Source organism: Mucilaginibacter sp. 5C4 (assembly GCF_034345625.1).
Taxonomy (GTDB): Bacteria; Bacteroidota; Bacteroidia; order Sphingobacteriales; family Sphingobacteriaceae; genus Mucilaginibacter; species Mucilaginibacter aurantiaciroseus.
Genome location: NZ_CP133775.1, coordinates 2688637 through 2704366, shown reverse-complemented (window position 1 = coordinate 2704366; position 15730 = coordinate 2688637). Strand labels below are relative to the sequence as shown.

The following is a 15730-nucleotide window of genomic DNA, read 5'->3' as shown; positions in this document are numbered from 1 at the left end:
GCCCTTAAATGGGCATACCTTTAAACAGTCTTTTTAACCTTTCTAATCAACCTTATTAATTAAACCAAATACTTGTACCATTTAATAATAAAGTGGCTTGTATTTAAAATCAGTTAAAAATAACATGGAACTTCCTTCACTTATTAATCAATTACTTCGCAAGGCTGCGCCCACTACTGCAATGGAAAATGCCCGAATTGATGACGATTGCAAGCTGTGGTATGAAACCTTAGCAAAAAAAATAAAAGACAAAATTGCCAATGGCGAAAAACCATCCATTTTTGAAATGGGTTTCCAGCAACTTGATAGTTGGTATGGCCGTCTAATTTTGGCAATGTCTTACTTTTTTATTCTCCGCTTTATTCAAGATTTGATGAACCCAGCGGATGACCCGACCGAATTACACAATACAGACTAATGTCATTCGATAAGGACTTTGCCGACTGGTCAAGTGGTAAAATTAAGCTTACGGATTATTTGAATAAACAAAGTGGTTCTGAATATTCCAATACCCGCAAAAGTGATTTGCCACCTCACCCATTGAGGCGTCCACAAACTTCAAAACCTAACTACGTGCAACAAAAACCTACAGCATCCTTCAAGATGCCAAAATTTAACATGCCTAATATCAATATTGGTGCTGTTATTAATCTTGCAATTCTTGGTGCTGTCGGCATTGCAGGTTTTAAACTTTATAACATGTTTTTTGGCGGTGCTTCAAATATTATCAGCAATACCCAAGACAGGGGCGAGAAAGCCCTTGCAGGAACATTTGTAAGTACCGAACAGTCTAAAGCCGATAGTTTAAAAAACACTGCCTCTTCACTTAGTACTAAAGGGCTTTCTATATCAAATCAGCACATTCAGTTAGCACTTAACTGGCATGAAATGTTTGATAGAATGTTTCCTAATCACTCATCTATCATAGCAAATTTAAAAAAATCCAATATACAAACACTTAGACTTGTAGCTTCTGTTTACGGAACTCGTCCTATAGATGGTTTTACTTATTGGAGTATTCAGGACGGTTTGTTTACAGACAATAAGAAAGGATACACTTTTAAAGATGCTATTAAAATGATACTATCAGATAGTGAACTTAAAGAAAAATCAATTGCATCCATTATTAACGTATTACCCTAATGAATGAAACTTTAAACAACCTCATTGTAAAATATATCGATTACGGAACGGAGGAGTACGCAAAAACATTACTAACAAAAGTTAATTCTTCTCGTTCACTCGAAAATATTAACCCTTTTGTTGGTGTGCTTTTGTATCCCTCCGATATGTTTTTACAAACAAATTTAGAATATCACAAGACGGTACAATTTCAAAATAGTACCTACTTGGGATATATGGATTTTCTGTTGCCCCCTCTTGACGCTTTCGTCGATGTGGGGTTAGCTTATACCCTATTATCATTTAATCTTGACGGTGTTAAACGTCAATTTGTTCAAATATCATCGGGTTTAACATCACACGGCGGGCTTTCTTTCAAAGATTTTATCTTGAAAAAATACCCTAAAGGTGACCCGTCTGGTTTTGTCTTTAACCGTTCTGCCTTACACTATATTACAGATATTGAAATTAGTGGCGGCAATGCTGTTATTGACCCTGACGGTACATTTACAATTATCTCAACTGGAACAGGTTCGTTTACACCTTCAATAGAATTTGAAATCGGTGTATCGGGCTACGTCGCAATTATCTTATAATGCGCTTTAGGTCTATAATTAAATCTTCGCTTCATGACATTAGATGTTGTGACGAAACTGTTACTTCCGACCCTGTGTCGGGTGCTGTTACTTCTTGGCGTGGTCAAGTTCCCCTCGATCCTTGTGTTAAGGTTGACGGTGCAAACAATGGTTATATTCATATCATAACCCTCGAACAGTTTGCAATTGACACAGGCATAGTAACAGGTATAACAAAGCCTAATGTTCCCTCGGACATTAATTACATACCTGATTATGTAAGCACCAATACATGCCCATTACCTGTTGTTACTGGCACTCTCTACGCTCGTAACAATACTAACAGGCCGATGGTGGTGTCTTTCTTTATAGAGGGTACAACCGATTACCAAAACAGGGATGTTAATTCCTCGGCATCAATAAGCGAAAACCTGCCTCCAGGTCTTTATGATGTTACTATTCGGGCCGAATTTACACCCCCTGTTAACGGTCCTACATTGCACATGCAATGTAATATTAACGGTGTTACACGAATTACTAATAACGGTTCTTTATTTCATTTTGAAAATGTAAGCGTTCCGATTGATATTTCTGTAATGCCAACTACTTCACCTACTAATTAAAAATTATGTCCATTATATTTGGTATACCTATCACATTAACTGCTGAACAGTTAGGTGTGGTTAAACAGGAAGCTGTTAACGCTTATATTTCTGCGAACCCCCCTATAATTCCGCAAAATTTAGCTGCTTTCGTGCTTCAAAATAATAGTGACATTTCTATTTTTTTGGATTGGTACGATGCCAACGGAGTTTTAGTTTCTAATACTCCTCAGGAAATTTTACCAAATGAACTTTGGTGTACTCCTTACAGTACTAAACCACAAAATTATATAGGTTATAAAGTTCATTTTTCTGCAACGCCTTTCTTTACCCGTACTATGCGTATCCCTTTTGATAATACGCTAATTGTCGGTTCTTCGGGCGGTGAAGGTCAAACGGAATTTGGTCATGTGGATATTTCAACAGTCAACTATCCATACTTTGTACAATTTAATAAAATGCAATCATTATAATGACTAAATCAGATTTAGATGCTCGTTTAAAAAATGATGCAACCGACAATAAATTTCTTATTGACGGTGATTACATTGTATTTGATAAAAAATCAAATCTCAATTATGAAGTAATACCCCATTTTACACTAAAGGTGTTACTTACTTCTAATCCTTTGAGTAAAACACGATTAAGTAAAGGCGTTCTTCTTTCCCTTAATACATTACGGGAAACGGTAGACTGCCCTTTTACTATTCGTGCTTCTTATCACTCCCCTGAATATCATTTACTATCATTTGGTTTTCATGATAGTGACCTGTACACTACTGGAAACGCTTTATCTATAGGCGTTCCCCCCGATTTTGTAGAACCCTTATTGAACGCTGTTCAGTCAGATACTAAAATTGGTGAGTATGGTGTTTATTCATGGGGTTTGCACATTGGTTATACTAAGGATGCAAAAACATGGGATTTCCGAAAGGATGCGCCCAAAAACCAATTATTAACTAATCTTTTAACAAACGACAAAATGAAAAACATTGCGTTAATCGGTGCTGCTGCGGCCGCCGTTTGGTTCTTCTTTATTAAGGGTAAATAATGAAACCAATTTATTGGTTATTCTTTTTGCCTTTCATTTTCTTTATACCTGTAGTTCGTACGTTTTTTCGTTATCGTAACAATGTTCGTACTTGGCGAAAATTAGGTAATAAAATACCGTATGGGTTTAAAGATTTCCGACGTTCTCGGAATGGTTATAATGACCGTAACTATACGTTGCCGTATTAACCAAATTCTTAATACTATTCTTAAACTCCCGCCCCCTAATAAGGGGCGGGTTTATTATTTTAAAAATGTCACTTTTTAACTCCACCTATAATAAGGATTACCATATGGTAATTTATCCCCTTGCTCGGTTTGGGAAAAAAAGAAAAGCTTTTAAAGTTTCTCCCAATCAGCTACATATTTACTTAGGCTCTACTAACGCTAATACAGTGCTTTTAAAGGCTTCAAAAATGCGTACTGATAAACTACGCTTGCTCTTTAGGAAACACGGTACTGTCTATATTTATCTAAAATAATTATGAAATTTTTATGCTATGATATACAATATCATTTGGTATTCACAAAATTTTATTTCAGGTCTGAAACTGGTAACCTGAAAATTAATATTAGCATTCCTGCTAATCGAGACCAAACTTATTTTTTAAACTCACTCTATGTATTTGATTTAAAACCCCCACAAGATGGAAAATTTACTAATCTCGCAAACTCTTACTATTGAAATCACTGTAGATAATGGCACGGTTGATTTTAACCTGTACAACGTTCCTAAAGATGTTTGCTTACCTCTTGCTAACGCTTTAAAATGGGATTATCAAAAAAAACTTGGTGCCTCCTGCGAAAAGGATTTTCGCCTCGGTCGTGCTTTACAGCATGATAGGAATATTGAACATTGCGAAAAAAACGGTATTACACCTAAACAAATTTTTTTGGATTTCCCTATTGACTAATAATTAAACCTTTAATCATGTTACAATTTTTACATCAAACTGCGCTATTGCTTGGCGTTACTGCCTCTGCTATAATAGTGCTTAGGCTTCCCCGAATACTGATAATTTCTATATCAGATATGTTTAACACTAAACCTTAGACCTTACATCAATGGAACGTTTAACAAAAAACGAAAGAAAAATCTTATTAATCAGATTTTTAAAAAAGAAACAATTTACCCGTGGTTTTGTCGATTTTTATTCTATGCGAACATCGTTTCATAGGTATATTCTATCACTTCCCCAACGTTCTCACCGTTTACATTACTTCTTAAACAATTTAACCCCGCTAGAATCACGTTTTTAGTATTAACCCTAATGATTGACACAATTTTATTTAAACTAAACAATGTTTCAAAATATCCTCTTACGCTTACTAAGTTCGAACACACGACACGAACAGGAGAAACCAACTTCATGGTTGACAAAGATACTGGCGAATGCTTTGAAAATCACAAGGTTCGCGCTATACTTCATCATGATAGTGATAGTATTATTCCACTTAGCAAGCGTGCTAAGTTGCATATTCCTTCCAGTAATTATAATTTATCCTATTTCTATAATATTACGCAGGATTTCATAACTTTTGAATTTAGCATACCGAAATATATGTTCGGTACTAATATTTTACAGTTTATAAAATACTTTAAACAGGATAGCGTAACTATTTATAATTACCTTTTAGACTTTGTAAAAGGCTTTTTTATAAAACACACGTATGATATAATCAATATGGCCGATGTTGAGTTATTGAGGCTCGATTTGTGTTATAATCAATTTTTTAATTCAAAAGTTGATGCTTTACGATACTTAGGTGAGCAAAAAGAATTATTGCAAAAATTTGCAATGTCTTCTAAAAATAAATATCGCTGCTATGATAGTAGCTTTATTTACACAACTAAACGGTACTCGTTTAAAATCTATCACAAGGGTGAGGAATTTAAAATCCATGATCGCAAGGAACTTGCAAAGAAAAACCCAACGGGTCATTCTTTGAAAGATTTACAAGAGATAGCCGATAAAGTACTACGATATGAGGTTACTTTTAGAAAGGCGCAAATTGATTACCTTTTTGAAAAAAATGAATTACATACAAAATATGTTTCATTTTTAAAAAATGAAAATGCACGAAAATCATTCAGGTTAACAAACCGTATTTTCTATGATAAGTGTATTACATTTTGCGAACAAAGCAAGCATTTTGTTTTTGCCCATGTTTCCCAACATGACGCAATCGAAAAACAAACGGTTGCTTTTGATAGCACTATTTTTGCTGTTATGTTTAATTTCTTTTGGGATATAGTAAAGAAATATCAACTTGATAGAAAAACTTCTCTGGGTGAGGTAAAGGACAAAATTATTGAACTCAATAATAAAAGAGATACGGCCACAAGCAAGGGCTTGCGCGGCAAGCTTTCATATAATAATAATATGCTTATGGCCTTAACTCTTTTGACTGAACATACCACTCTTGATGAACTTCGCCGTTCCGGCCTCTTTGGTCGTTCTTCTTTTTTTGTTTATCAAAAAAAATTAAAAGAACTCGGTATAACTTCAAATAATCGCATTACTGATATGGCAATACCTTTTCTTGACTATTCAGATTATCAGCATTACTTTGGACACCATCACTTAAAATAATTTATTAATTTGGCCTAAAATAAATTTTATGTCTAAAATAAATAAATTATTCTCTCTTCTTTTCCTTGCCGTTTTAGTTTGGAACATTTCGCTAAATAATCAGATTTCTAAATTAGAAAATCGTGTTTCTGAAATAAACCATAATACGGATGGTCTAAACAAAATGGAACGGAATATTGAATTATTGCAGCTTAACCAAAAAAACCTTTATTCGAATGATAGTTTGATTGTGGTAAAGCAAAATCAATATCAATCTAAGCAGGAAGTAAAAGGATTTTTATCTCTTTTGCTTCATATGCTTTAAGCCTCAAATAAGCCCCCTTAAGGCGACTTTAATTATAGACAGTAAAATGTATCTTCTATCCTTTAAAGTTCCTTAAATCGCAAATTCAATTAAAATAACTTTTTAAAATGCGATAGAGTGGGGGCGAGGTTTTTACACTAAATAAAAATTATTTAACTGACAATCAGTCAGTTATGAATTTACTATTTTATTTCTCCTTTCAAGATATTATATTTACTGCAAGTAAGGGTGTTGCGATAACATACCTACTTGCAAGTCTCGGTTTTGCTACTGGTTACTGATTTTATAATCTACTTACCTACTGCCAAAATGACGGAGATATAATAGTTTCAATCGGTGTTCTCTACACTAAGTCTTTTTAAATTTACAGTTACCATACTGTTAATTATCAGATATGTAACAGTTATTATGTTAAGTAATAATATTAATTAAAGCCGTATTTTTTTACGGGCTTTAATTAGGGCTTCTATATTGAGTCTTATTTCTTCTGTAACGCGTTTATCTGTGCTGTTACTTTAGCAGAGTTAGCACTATCCTTTTTACCCTGGTAGTATGTACGCAGGTTGTTTAATGCATCATACGAAGTTGGTTGTAATTCTACCGCTTTTAACAAATATGGTTTAGCCAATTCAAATTGTGCGTTTGCTTTTGCCATGGCTGCATCATATGCTTTTTGCTGGTTGGTTGGCAATTTGTTAGCATTATTGTAAATATCAATAGCCGGAGATATAATAATGTAACCCATATTTAAGTTAGCTTCAAAATAATTTGGATCAATCTCCAGCGCTTTTTTGTACATTTCAGTCGCTTTAGCAAAGTTTTGGTCTCTTGTAGCTTGTAAAGCTGCTTTGCCTGTAACAGGGGCTTTAGCAACTTTTTGGCCCGCAGCATCTCCTAAGTTAGAATAAACTAAACCTGCATAATAATAAAGGCTTTTGTTTTTTGGATCATTTGCCTGTGCGCTTAAAATTTTATCAAGCACTTCTTTTTGTTTGCCTTGTTGCAGGCTTATTTCAATTTCAGTTCTTCTAAGCGCAGCATTATTAGGGTATTTTGCCAAGCCTTCGCCAACGGCTTTTACAGCCCCAACAGTATCTTTGCTTTCTAAATATATGCCTGCAAGTTCGCTATAAGCTGTTTCTACTTTAGAATATTTTGTAGTTACCAGTTTATTGTAATTAGTAATAGCCGCCGGATAGTTTTTTGCATTTAATGCTGCTAAACCTGTGTAAAGTATAGCGTTTGTATCTTCGGGCATTACGGTGCGGTAAAAATCAAATGCTTTGTAAGCAAGGTCATATTTGCCGGTTTCGTATTCTTTTACGCCTTTGTTTAACTGGTAACGTGCTAAAACGAGGTAGGCATTATCAATAAGTTTTTTGTTTTCCCCTTTTGTATCTAATTCTTTGGCTTTGGCGGCTGCCTCAGCAGCAGTTGTAAACAATGGTAAGGATGTTGTAGCAATTGAATCCAATTCGGCAAGTGTACCATAAATATTAGCTTTTACAGCATAGGTTTGTGGCAATGCTGCTGTTTTTTCATTTGCAGATGCTTTATCGATAGATTCTTTCGCCTTTTTTAAACTTGGTATAGCCATGATGGGCTGTGCTTGCCTTAAAGCTTCAAATTTTTCATATTCTGTTTGTGCGGTGTTCAACTCTCCTTTTTGTGCAAAAGTTGTTGCGGTAATAAGGCTCAAAAGGCCAAGCATTAGAAATTTAATTTTCATTCTACAGTGTTTTAAATTGGTAATGTTAATATAGCCTTTAACTGATTTAGCTATAATATATAGTGTATTAGTTTAATTGTTCTAATCGGTTGTTAACCCTCTCTAACTGGTTTTGATTGCCTGTTTTTGTATAGGCTAACTGCAATAACTCCAGGCATTTTTTATTTTTTGGAACCATTTCATTCGCTTTTTCGAGCCACAATATAGCACTTGTAATGTTTTTATCATCATTATTACCCTTAAGTGTGCTTTTCTTAAAGTAAAGTAAACCTAAATTAAACACTGGCTCATAAGCAACACCGTTTAACTCTATAGCTCGCAGGTATAAAGACTCCGCCTTGTCATACTGGTTTAAATTATCATAGCAATTTGCGGCTACAAAAGTTATTTCGGAATTATTAGCGTTGTTATCTATCAATGATATTATTAAAGGTTCTAACGATTTGTAGTCCCTTTTGTTATTATAGATATTAGCTTCGTCCTGCAATAGTTGCTTGTTTTGAGGTAATAGTCTCCTTCCCTTTTTTACTATTTGTAAAGCCTTTGCAGTATCGCCCAATGACTTATAAATGGTTGATGCGGTTTCCAGATACTCAAGCTTTGTGCTATCTGTATTTATTAGGTTTGAATAGTAGTTGGCCGCTTCCTGCAGGTTGCCCAGTTTATTGCTGGCGTAAGCTATATATGCATTTATTTGTTTATGGGCGGGTGCATACCTTTTAGCCTTTTGAAAAACATCCACTGCGTTCTTGAAATCGCCACTTTTGGACAAGGCAAAACCTTTGCGGATATAAACATTTGCCAGGCAACGTTTTGCATAATCCAACTCCGGCTGATATTTATAGATCTTGCCTTTTTCCTGGAACTTATCAAGTAGAGCAGCTGTTTGAGGCAGGAATGTTTCCGGCTGGTTTAGCTTATTAAGCGAATCAGTGTAAAGGATACTGGAGTTTACAATAATGCGGTAAACATTTTTTTCCAAATCGGCAGAATCTTTACGTGTTACCACTAAACTATCGGCAGATTTTTTGGCGTTACTTAAATATTTAAGATCACCCTTTTGCTTATAAAAAGCAAGGTTGTTAACCACAATCTTTAACGCTTCGGACTGGCCAAAGGCGAAAGATGTGGTAAACAACGCTAAAATCAATAAACTGATTTTTCCGCTTTGCATTAATTATTCAGTTTTATCGTCTTCGGCAGCGGGCTCCTCCCCTTTGCTTTCGTCGGTGTCAGTAATAGTACTTTTTGCTTCACCGGTTTGCTCTGCGCTTTCTGCTAATTCAGCACTTTCAATCACTTCTTCATCCTCTTCGTGCTCAACTTTTGCAACCGATGCAATTGCATCGTTACCCTTAAGGGTAATTAACCTCACCCCTTGAGTAGCACGGCCCATAGTACGTAATTCTGCTATGGCCATGCGGATAATGATACCAGATTTGTTGATGATCATTAGATCCTCTTTATCAGTAACACCTTTAATGGCAACAAGGTTTCCGGTTTTTTCAGTAATGTTTAAGGTTTTAACACCTTTACCACCACGGTTAGTAACACGATAATCTTCAATATCGGTACGTTTACCATATCCTTTTTCAGATACAACCAGTACAGTTGTTTCTTTATCATCAATGGCTATCATACCAATAACTTCGTCTTTCTCGCTATCCAAACTGATACCCCGCACACCTGTAGCGGTACGGCCCATTGGCCTAACGGTACTTTCGTTGAAGCGGATTGCACGGCCAGATTGTAGTGCCATAACAATTTCGCTGCTGCCGGTTGTTAATGTTGCTTCCAGTAAAGAATCGCCTTCGTTAATATTGATTGCGTTGATACCGTTTGCACGCGGACGAGAGTATGCCTCTAAAGATGTTTTTTTAATAACACCTCTACGGGTACACATAATAATAAAGTTGTTCTCCAGGTATTCTTTATCCTTAAGCGATTTAAGCTTGATGTAAGCTTTAATATTTTCCTCTTTAGGGATATTGATGATGTTTTGGATGGCGCGGCCCTTAGAAGTACGCGTACCTTCCGGTATCTCGAATACACGTAACCAGAAACATTGCCCGCTCTCCGTAAAGAACAGCATGTAGTTGTGGTTACTCGCTATTAATAAGTGCTCAATAAAATCCGCATCGCGGCTGTTGCTGCCTATAGCTCCTTTACCACCCCTGCCCTGGCGGCGGTACTCGGTAAGTGAAGTTCGTTTGATGTAACCTTCGCGAGAGATGGTGATTACTACATCTTCATCCTCAATAAAGTCTTCGGTTTGCATTTCTGCAGATGAGTGTACCATTTCAGTTTTACGCTCATCACCATATTTCTCACGTATGTCTATCAACTCGTCTTTGATGATCTGCATCCGCAAGCCTTCATCAGCAAGGATAGATTTTAAGTAATCGATAGTTTTCATTAAGGCATCAAACTCATCGCGAATCTTATCGCGTTCCAGTCCGGTTAAACGCCTTAAGGTCATATCCAATATGGCACGTGCCTGGATATCACTCAAGCCAAACGTACTTATCAAACCTTCACGGGCTTCGTCTGGTGTTGATGACGCGCGGATCAGCTTAATAACTTCCTCGATATGATCGAGCGCAATCAGCAAACCTTCTAATATGTGCGCGCGTTTCTCAGCCTCGGCCAATTCGTATTTGGTACGGCGGATAACCACCTCATGTCTGTGCTCAACAAAGTGATGGATAAGATCCCTCAGGTTAAGTAGCATTGGGCGGCCATGTACCAACGCAATGTTATTTACACTGAACGATGTTTGCAGCGCGGTATATTTATAAAGATTGTTTAACACGATAGCCGCATTTGAGTCGCGTTTTATCTCATAAACCACACGGATACCTTCGCGGTTACTTTCATCGCGAATAGCAGATATACCTTCAATTTTTTTATCGTTAACCAATTCGGCAGTACGCTCAATCATCAGAGCTTTATTTACCTGGTAAGGTATCTCGCTAACAATAATACGCTCGCGGTCACTGCCGTAAGTTTCAATCTCGGCCCTTGAACGTATTACAATACGGCCACGGCCTGTTTCCAAAGCCTGGCGCGGGCCTTCGTAACCGTAAATGATACCACCTGTAGGAAAATCGGGACCTTTAACATAGGTCATTAACTCTGCTATGTCTATTTGGCGATTATCAATTAATGCGATAGTAGCATTAACGATCTCAGTTAAGTTGTGTGGTGCCATGTTGGTTGCCATACCCACCGCGATACCTGATGCACCGTTAACCAGCAGGTTAGGGAATTTTGCAGGCAATACGGTTGGCTCTTGTAACGAGTCGTCAAAGTTAAGCTGGAAATCGATAGTATCCTTATTGATATCGGCCAGCATCTCTTCAGCTATTTTTTGCAGTTTAGCCTCGGTATAACGCATTGCTGCGGGTTGGTCACCATCGATTGAACCATAGTTGCCCTGTCCTTCAACAAATGGGTAACGTAAGCTCCAGTCCTGCGCCATACGTACCATGGCATCGTATACCGATGTATCGCCATGGGGGTGATATTTACCCAGTACCTCGCCCACAATACGGGCCGATTTTTTATAAGGTTTGTTATTTGCCAAACCCAAGTCAAGCATCCCGTACAATACACGCCTGTGAACGGGTTTTAAACCGTCGCGTACATCGGGCAGTGCCCTTGATACAATAACCGACATTGAATAATCAATGTAAGCGGCCCGCATCTCTTCATCAATATTTATCGAAATTATTCTGTCTTCTTGGTGCGAATTCTCGTTTTCGGTTTCTTCAGCCATTGGTTTTTCTTAGTGGAAAATCTTAACAGTAAATGCGTGTATAAAAAGTGATTTTATACACCGTGCGAATTTAAGAAAATATACTCAAAATACTGTGTTTTTTACTAACATTTATACTTGTTTTCCACCTTTTTTAACGTAAACCAACAGTAAAGTTACAATGTGGAATACGAACCCTTAGTTTACCTTTTTCCAGTATTCTTTAACAACTGTTCCATTGGGTAGAACGCTGTTAAAAGTTAAGGTGTCCTTACTGATGCGATAACGATATTTTATGGTGACGTTAAGTAACTTAGAAGGCTCTGCACTAAAGGTTTGGGTTTCCAGGCAGGTATCTTGTTTTAGTGTGTAGCCACCGCGCTCGTAGGTTATTGGCTCCTGCCCATTTTCGATAAAAAGGGCATTATAATGCGCTGCATCGTAATTTCGTTTCAGGGTATAGTCTTTTGGATGGCTGCTCTGCTTTGCCATTGTATATGCCCCCGCTGTATTGCCATTTGCCCTCGAATGTATCTTGTATACGAAATACACAAAGCGCAAGCAGGAAAAATCCTTTTTAACATATCTAAACCCAGTTAATACCTTTTTTTAACAGCGATAAAGTTTTCTCTTCCTCGCTGCCCGGCTGTGCCTGGTAGTTATAAACCCATTTGGCCGTGGGCGGCAAACTCATCAGTATCGATTCGATACGCCCATTAGTTTCCAGTCCGAACTTGGTGCCTGCATCGTAAACCAAATTAAACTCGGTGTAACGGCTGCGGCGCTGATACTGCCACTGCTGCTGCTCATCTGTAAACTGCTTATCGCGGCTGCGGTTTACCAATTCGGTGTAGGTTGGGATAAAAGACCGGCCTAAAGCTTTGGAGAACTCAAAAACGGTTTCCCAGGTGATGTCATCCGTAGCGGTTAAGCGGTCATAGAAAATACCGCCAATGCCACGGGTCTCATCACGGTGTTTTATGTAGAAGTAATTATCGGCCCAAGTCTTAAAGCGCTCATAAAAATCGGTGTTAAACTGGTCGCAAACGGTTTTTAATTGCTGGTGGAAAAAACGTGCGTCATCTTCAACCACGTAATGAGGCGTAAGATCAATCCCGCCACCAAACCAGCGTACCGGTGGTGTATCATTATTAAATGACGAAGGCATCTCGAAGTACCTGATGTTCATGTGGATAATTGGCACCCAAGGATGATTTGGGTGGATAACGATAGAGATACCGGTGGCGAAAAAGTCGTCCTGCTCTACGTTAAGTGCTTTTTTTACGGTGTGCGGCAACTGGCCATACACAGCTGAAAAATTTACGCCGCCTTTTTCAAATATGCTACCGTTCTGGATGATTCGGGTACGTCCTCCGCCTCCTCCTTCGCGTTCCCACAACTCTTCTTCAAACGTGCTTTTGCCATCAGTGGCTTCAAGTGCTGCGCATATCTCGTCCTGTATCTCTTTATAATTTGCGGCTATTTGTTCCTTCGTAATCATTAATTAGTGAATGACTGAATTAGTGAATTAGTGATTAATATGCTGCAAAACTAAACAAACTATTGGTTGGGGTTAGCAATTTTCAATCACTAATTCATTTACTCACTAAATTACTAATTAAATCCCTAACTAATTCCCGCTTCTTCCTCAATATAATTCAAATCCTTACCAAAGGTTTCTTTTAGCTGGCTAAGCGAAAATAGCGAGATGAGTGTAAGTAACACCATCATAATATAACCACTTGTAACCATACCATAATGCACCACAAAGGCATTAAATGCAATATTGATAGGGATCAATGAACCGCGTACAAAGTTTGGAACTGTAGTGGTAACGGTTGAGCGGATGTTTGTACCAAATTGCTCGGCGGCTATGGTTACAAAGGTTGCCCAATAACCAACGGTGCAACCCATGGCGAAACAGGTCCAAACAAACTTATCGTGCGTGATGCCTTTTGAACTTAAATAACTAAATGCGCTTACCAAAGACAATAGCAGGAATACAGCCATGGTTAACTTACGCGATTTAGTAACCTGTGCCAGTAGGCCCGCAAATATATCGCCTATGGAAATACCGATATAAGTATAAAGCACCCCCTCGCCTGCGCTAAGCGGTACGGTTGAGCCCAAGGCCTTACCAAATTCGGGCGATAGGGTTACAAGCACTCCTACTACGTACCAAAGCGGCGCGCCAATTAGTATACAATACAGGTATTTCTTAAATCTTGCTGCATTGGTGAATAGCATAAAAAAGTTGCCTTTTGATACACCGCTGTCCTTAACCTTATTAAACATACCCGACTCGAATGTACCTACACGTAATAGCAGCAATATTATACCCAGGCCGCCACCTACCATGTAAGCATGTTGCCAGCCAAATTTTGCAGCTTCGTATGCTGCCGCAGCGCCAAAAAGGCCAATTACTGCAACGATCATAGTGCCGTAGCCTCGTTTCTCTTTACTCAAAGTTTCGGTTACCAGCGTGATGCCGGCCCCGAGCTCCCCGGCAAGGCCTACACCTGCTATAAATCGTATTATGGCATAAGTATTAACATCGGTTACAAAGGCATTTGCAAAGTTAGCTATGGAGTATAACAGTATCGACCCAAATAACACCTTAATACGGCCAAGCTTATCGCCTATAATGCCCCACAGTAAACCGCCGAGTAACAAGCCAAACATTTGCACGTTGATAATAAACTGCCCTTTAGATAATATATCGGCATCGGCTACGCCAATATCATGTAAGCTGGCCTTGCGTACTATTGAGAAAACTAAAAGATCGTATATGTCAACGAAATAGCCCAGGGAGGCCACAAGTACCAGGAATATAACATTCCGCGAAACTTTTGCTGAAGCAGTGTCGGTCATAGATCAGGGTTGTAATAATTGGTTTGGCTAAGGTATAAAATGGATGCAAAAAACAAATTAAAATGCATAAAAAAACCCCTGCTTATTAAAACAGGGGCTATATATTTTATAGCAGCTAATTAAACTTTTTTTACGTTTACTGCCTGTAATCCTTTACGTCCTTCTTCTTCTTCGTATTCAACGTTATCGTTGTCTTTAATTGCGTTTACGCCGCCTTGTACATCTTTAAAGTGTACAAACAAGTCTTTACCATCATCGGTAATAATAAATCCGTAACCTTTTTGTGTGTTAAACCATTTTACTTTTCCAGTTTTCATAATAATAAATAATTGTATTAATAATTGTGTGTTAAGATCAGTAGGTAATTCAACTGAATTATAAAAATGGCTTAATAATCAATATAGAATGTACAACTATCCTTACCAAATATATAAAATTATTATATAACCAAATAAATTTAAAAACAAAAAAGTCACTGGTGTAAACCAATGACTTTCATTACGATATAAGTTTTAGGTGATTATTTTACCTGCTGAAAGAAATAAACACCGGCACTTGGTGTAACTCTTAACAAAACTTCTTCTTTGTCGTTTTTTAGATCAACAAAATACACAACTGAATCGAAGCCGTTATCGTCGTTATCTAATTTGATAACTTCGTTTGCGAAGTAACCTTCGTATTTAGCTGCGATCTCTTTTTTAGCTTTTGCAGGCAATTCTTTAAATTGTACATTTTCGGTAATACCAATCAATTCACCTTTAAGATTGTAGAAAGCTGATTTTTTTACACCATCAAGTGTAAAGGTTGCTTTCTGGAATTTTGAATTAACCTTCCAAGTTACATTTTCAGCCCTAACAAAATCGCTGTTGAATTTCGAAGAAACTGCGTATGGTACTGCATCAGCATCACCTTCTGCTTTAGTAAGTGTGTTAGCAGCAAAAACATTTACTGTGAACAATGCTGCGATAGCGGTAGATATAAATAATTTTTTCATGATCTTGTTGTTTTTAATTATATAACAAATGTACATTCGTATTGATAATATTCATAATTATTGCTAATTTTTATGAATATTTAATAATTAATGAGCGTTTTTGATTGCAATTTAAAAAATCATGCTGTTACA

At 37.4% G+C, this 15730-nt stretch carries 17 protein-coding genes; 9 read left to right on the top strand and 8 right to left on the bottom strand.

The window, feature by feature from the left end; all coding sequences use genetic code 11:
• The first annotated feature begins 124 nt into the window (after positions 1–124).
• The 9 genes from RHM67_RS12720 (at position 125) to RHM67_RS12680 (ending at position 6247) form a co-directional block, all read left to right on the top strand.
• Positions 125–418, top strand: a complete 294-nt coding sequence (locus tag RHM67_RS12720; RefSeq protein ID WP_322227131.1) for a hypothetical protein — start codon at positions 125–127, stop codon at positions 416–418.
• Positions 418–1143, top strand: a complete 726-nt coding sequence (locus RHM67_RS12715; protein ID WP_322227129.1) for a hypothetical protein — start codon at positions 418–420, stop codon at positions 1141–1143. The genes RHM67_RS12720 and RHM67_RS12715 overlap by 1 nt, the downstream gene beginning before the upstream one ends.
• Positions 1143–1718 carry a hypothetical protein gene (locus tag RHM67_RS12710; protein WP_322227127.1) on the top strand — a complete coding sequence of 192 codons (576 nt, stop codon included), beginning with the start codon at positions 1143–1145 and terminating at the stop codon, positions 1716–1718. Before RHM67_RS12715 ends, RHM67_RS12710 begins: the two co-directional genes overlap by 1 nt.
• Before the next feature lie 74 nt (positions 1719–1792).
• Positions 1793–2320: a hypothetical protein gene (locus tag RHM67_RS12705; protein WP_322227126.1), complete on the top strand. Its 528-nt coding sequence runs from the start codon at positions 1793–1795 to the stop codon at positions 2318–2320.
• A 5-nt stretch (positions 2321–2325) separates the two neighbouring features.
• Entirely contained in the window at positions 2326–2772 is a 447-nt protein-coding gene (locus tag RHM67_RS12700) for a hypothetical protein (RefSeq protein ID WP_322227125.1), read from the top strand.
• Positions 2772–3350 carry a hypothetical protein gene (locus RHM67_RS12695; RefSeq protein WP_322227124.1) on the top strand — a complete coding sequence of 193 codons (579 nt, stop codon included), beginning with the start codon at positions 2772–2774 and terminating at the stop codon, positions 3348–3350. Before RHM67_RS12700 ends, RHM67_RS12695 begins: the two co-directional genes overlap by 1 nt.
• A gap of 646 nt (positions 3351–3996) precedes the next feature.
• The gene (locus RHM67_RS12690; protein ID WP_322227122.1) at positions 3997–4263 is read left to right on the top strand and encodes a hypothetical protein; all 267 of its coding nucleotides are present in this window, start codon (positions 3997–3999) and stop codon (positions 4261–4263) included.
• A 456-nt stretch (positions 4264–4719) separates the two neighbouring features.
• On the top strand, positions 4720–5943 hold the full coding sequence (locus RHM67_RS12685; protein WP_322227121.1) for a phage/plasmid replication domain-containing protein: 1224 nt from the start codon (positions 4720–4722) through the stop codon (positions 5941–5943).
• Positions 5944–5971: 28 nt separating this feature from the next.
• Positions 5972–6247, top strand: coding sequence for a hypothetical protein (locus RHM67_RS12680; protein ID WP_322227120.1), 276 nt, complete (start codon positions 5972–5974; stop codon positions 6245–6247).
• Between the two features lie 478 nt (positions 6248–6725).
• Here the strand turns inward: RHM67_RS12680 and RHM67_RS12675 are convergent, their stop codons facing one another.
• From RHM67_RS12675 to RHM67_RS12640, 8 genes are all read right to left on the bottom strand, one after another.
• Positions 6726–7976 carry a hypothetical protein gene (locus RHM67_RS12675; protein WP_322227119.1) on the bottom strand — a complete coding sequence of 417 codons (1251 nt, stop codon included), beginning with the start codon at positions 7974–7976 and terminating at the stop codon, positions 6726–6728.
• Between the two features lie 67 nt (positions 7977–8043).
• The gene (locus RHM67_RS12670) at positions 8044–9150 is read right to left on the bottom strand and encodes a tetratricopeptide repeat protein (protein ID WP_322227118.1); all 1107 of its coding nucleotides are present in this window, start codon (positions 9148–9150) and stop codon (positions 8044–8046) included.
• A gap of 3 nt (positions 9151–9153) precedes the next feature.
• Positions 9154–11754, bottom strand: a complete 2601-nt coding sequence (gene gyrA, locus RHM67_RS12665; protein WP_322227117.1) for a DNA gyrase subunit A — start codon at positions 11752–11754, stop codon at positions 9154–9156.
• A gap of 177 nt (positions 11755–11931) precedes the next feature.
• Positions 11932–12225: a hypothetical protein gene (locus RHM67_RS12660; RefSeq protein WP_322227116.1), complete on the bottom strand. Its 294-nt coding sequence runs from the start codon at positions 12223–12225 to the stop codon at positions 11932–11934.
• A gap of 94 nt (positions 12226–12319) precedes the next feature.
• Positions 12320–13234: an oxygen-dependent coproporphyrinogen oxidase gene (gene hemF, locus RHM67_RS12655; RefSeq protein ID WP_322227115.1), complete on the bottom strand. Its 915-nt coding sequence runs from the start codon at positions 13232–13234 to the stop codon at positions 12320–12322.
• Between the two features lie 125 nt (positions 13235–13359).
• Positions 13360–14604 (bottom strand): MFS transporter, encoded by a 1245-nt coding sequence (locus tag RHM67_RS12650; RefSeq protein ID WP_322227114.1) that lies wholly within the window; start codon positions 14602–14604, stop codon positions 13360–13362.
• 119 nt (positions 14605–14723) lie between these two features.
• A complete protein-coding gene (locus tag RHM67_RS12645; RefSeq protein ID WP_067061679.1) occupies positions 14724–14921 on the bottom strand; it encodes a cold-shock protein in 198 nt (65 codons plus the stop codon).
• Between the two features lie 203 nt (positions 14922–15124).
• Positions 15125–15598, bottom strand: a complete 474-nt coding sequence (locus tag RHM67_RS12640; RefSeq protein ID WP_322227112.1) for a hypothetical protein — start codon at positions 15596–15598, stop codon at positions 15125–15127.
• Between the last annotated feature and the right edge of the window lie 132 nt (positions 15599–15730).

Excerpts from the sequence above, each read along its gene's own strand:
- RHM67_RS12720 (WP_322227131.1), top strand. The coding sequence starts at position 125 with ATGGAACTTCCTTCACTTATTAATCAATTACTTCGCAAGGCTGCGCCC.
- RHM67_RS12710 (WP_322227127.1), top strand. The coding sequence starts at position 1,143 with ATGAATGAAACTTTAAACAACCTCATTGTAAAATATATCGATTACGGA.
- RHM67_RS12680 (WP_322227120.1), top strand. The coding sequence starts at position 5,972 with ATGTCTAAAATAAATAAATTATTCTCTCTTCTTTTCCTTGCCGTTTTA.
- RHM67_RS12715 (WP_322227129.1), top strand. The coding sequence starts at position 418 with ATGTCATTCGATAAGGACTTTGCCGACTGGTCAAGTGGTAAAATTAAG.
- RHM67_RS12685 (WP_322227121.1), top strand. The coding sequence starts at position 4,720 with ATGGTTGACAAAGATACTGGCGAATGCTTTGAAAATCACAAGGTTCGC.
- RHM67_RS12650 (WP_322227114.1), bottom strand. The coding sequence starts at position 14,604 with ATGACCGACACTGCTTCAGCAAAAGTTTCGCGGAATGTTATATTCCTG.
- RHM67_RS12675 (WP_322227119.1), bottom strand. The coding sequence starts at position 7,976 with ATGAAAATTAAATTTCTAATGCTTGGCCTTTTGAGCCTTATTACCGCA.
- RHM67_RS12660 (WP_322227116.1), bottom strand. The coding sequence starts at position 12,225 with ATGGCAAAGCAGAGCAGCCATCCAAAAGACTATACCCTGAAACGAAAT.
- hemF (WP_322227115.1), bottom strand. The coding sequence starts at position 13,234 with ATGATTACGAAGGAACAAATAGCCGCAAATTATAAAGAGATACAGGAC.
- RHM67_RS12670 (WP_322227118.1), bottom strand. The coding sequence starts at position 9,150 with ATGCAAAGCGGAAAAATCAGTTTATTGATTTTAGCGTTGTTTACCACA.
- RHM67_RS12700 (WP_322227125.1), top strand. The coding sequence starts at position 2,326 with ATGTCCATTATATTTGGTATACCTATCACATTAACTGCTGAACAGTTA.
- gyrA (WP_322227117.1), bottom strand. The coding sequence starts at position 11,754 with ATGGCTGAAGAAACCGAAAACGAGAATTCGCACCAAGAAGACAGAATA.
- RHM67_RS12695 (WP_322227124.1), top strand. The coding sequence starts at position 2,772 with ATGACTAAATCAGATTTAGATGCTCGTTTAAAAAATGATGCAACCGAC.
- RHM67_RS12690 (WP_322227122.1), top strand. The coding sequence starts at position 3,997 with ATGGAAAATTTACTAATCTCGCAAACTCTTACTATTGAAATCACTGTA.
- RHM67_RS12645 (WP_067061679.1), bottom strand. The coding sequence starts at position 14,921 with ATGAAAACTGGAAAAGTAAAATGGTTTAACACACAAAAAGGTTACGGA.
- RHM67_RS12640 (WP_322227112.1), bottom strand. The coding sequence starts at position 15,598 with ATGAAAAAATTATTTATATCTACCGCTATCGCAGCATTGTTCACAGTA.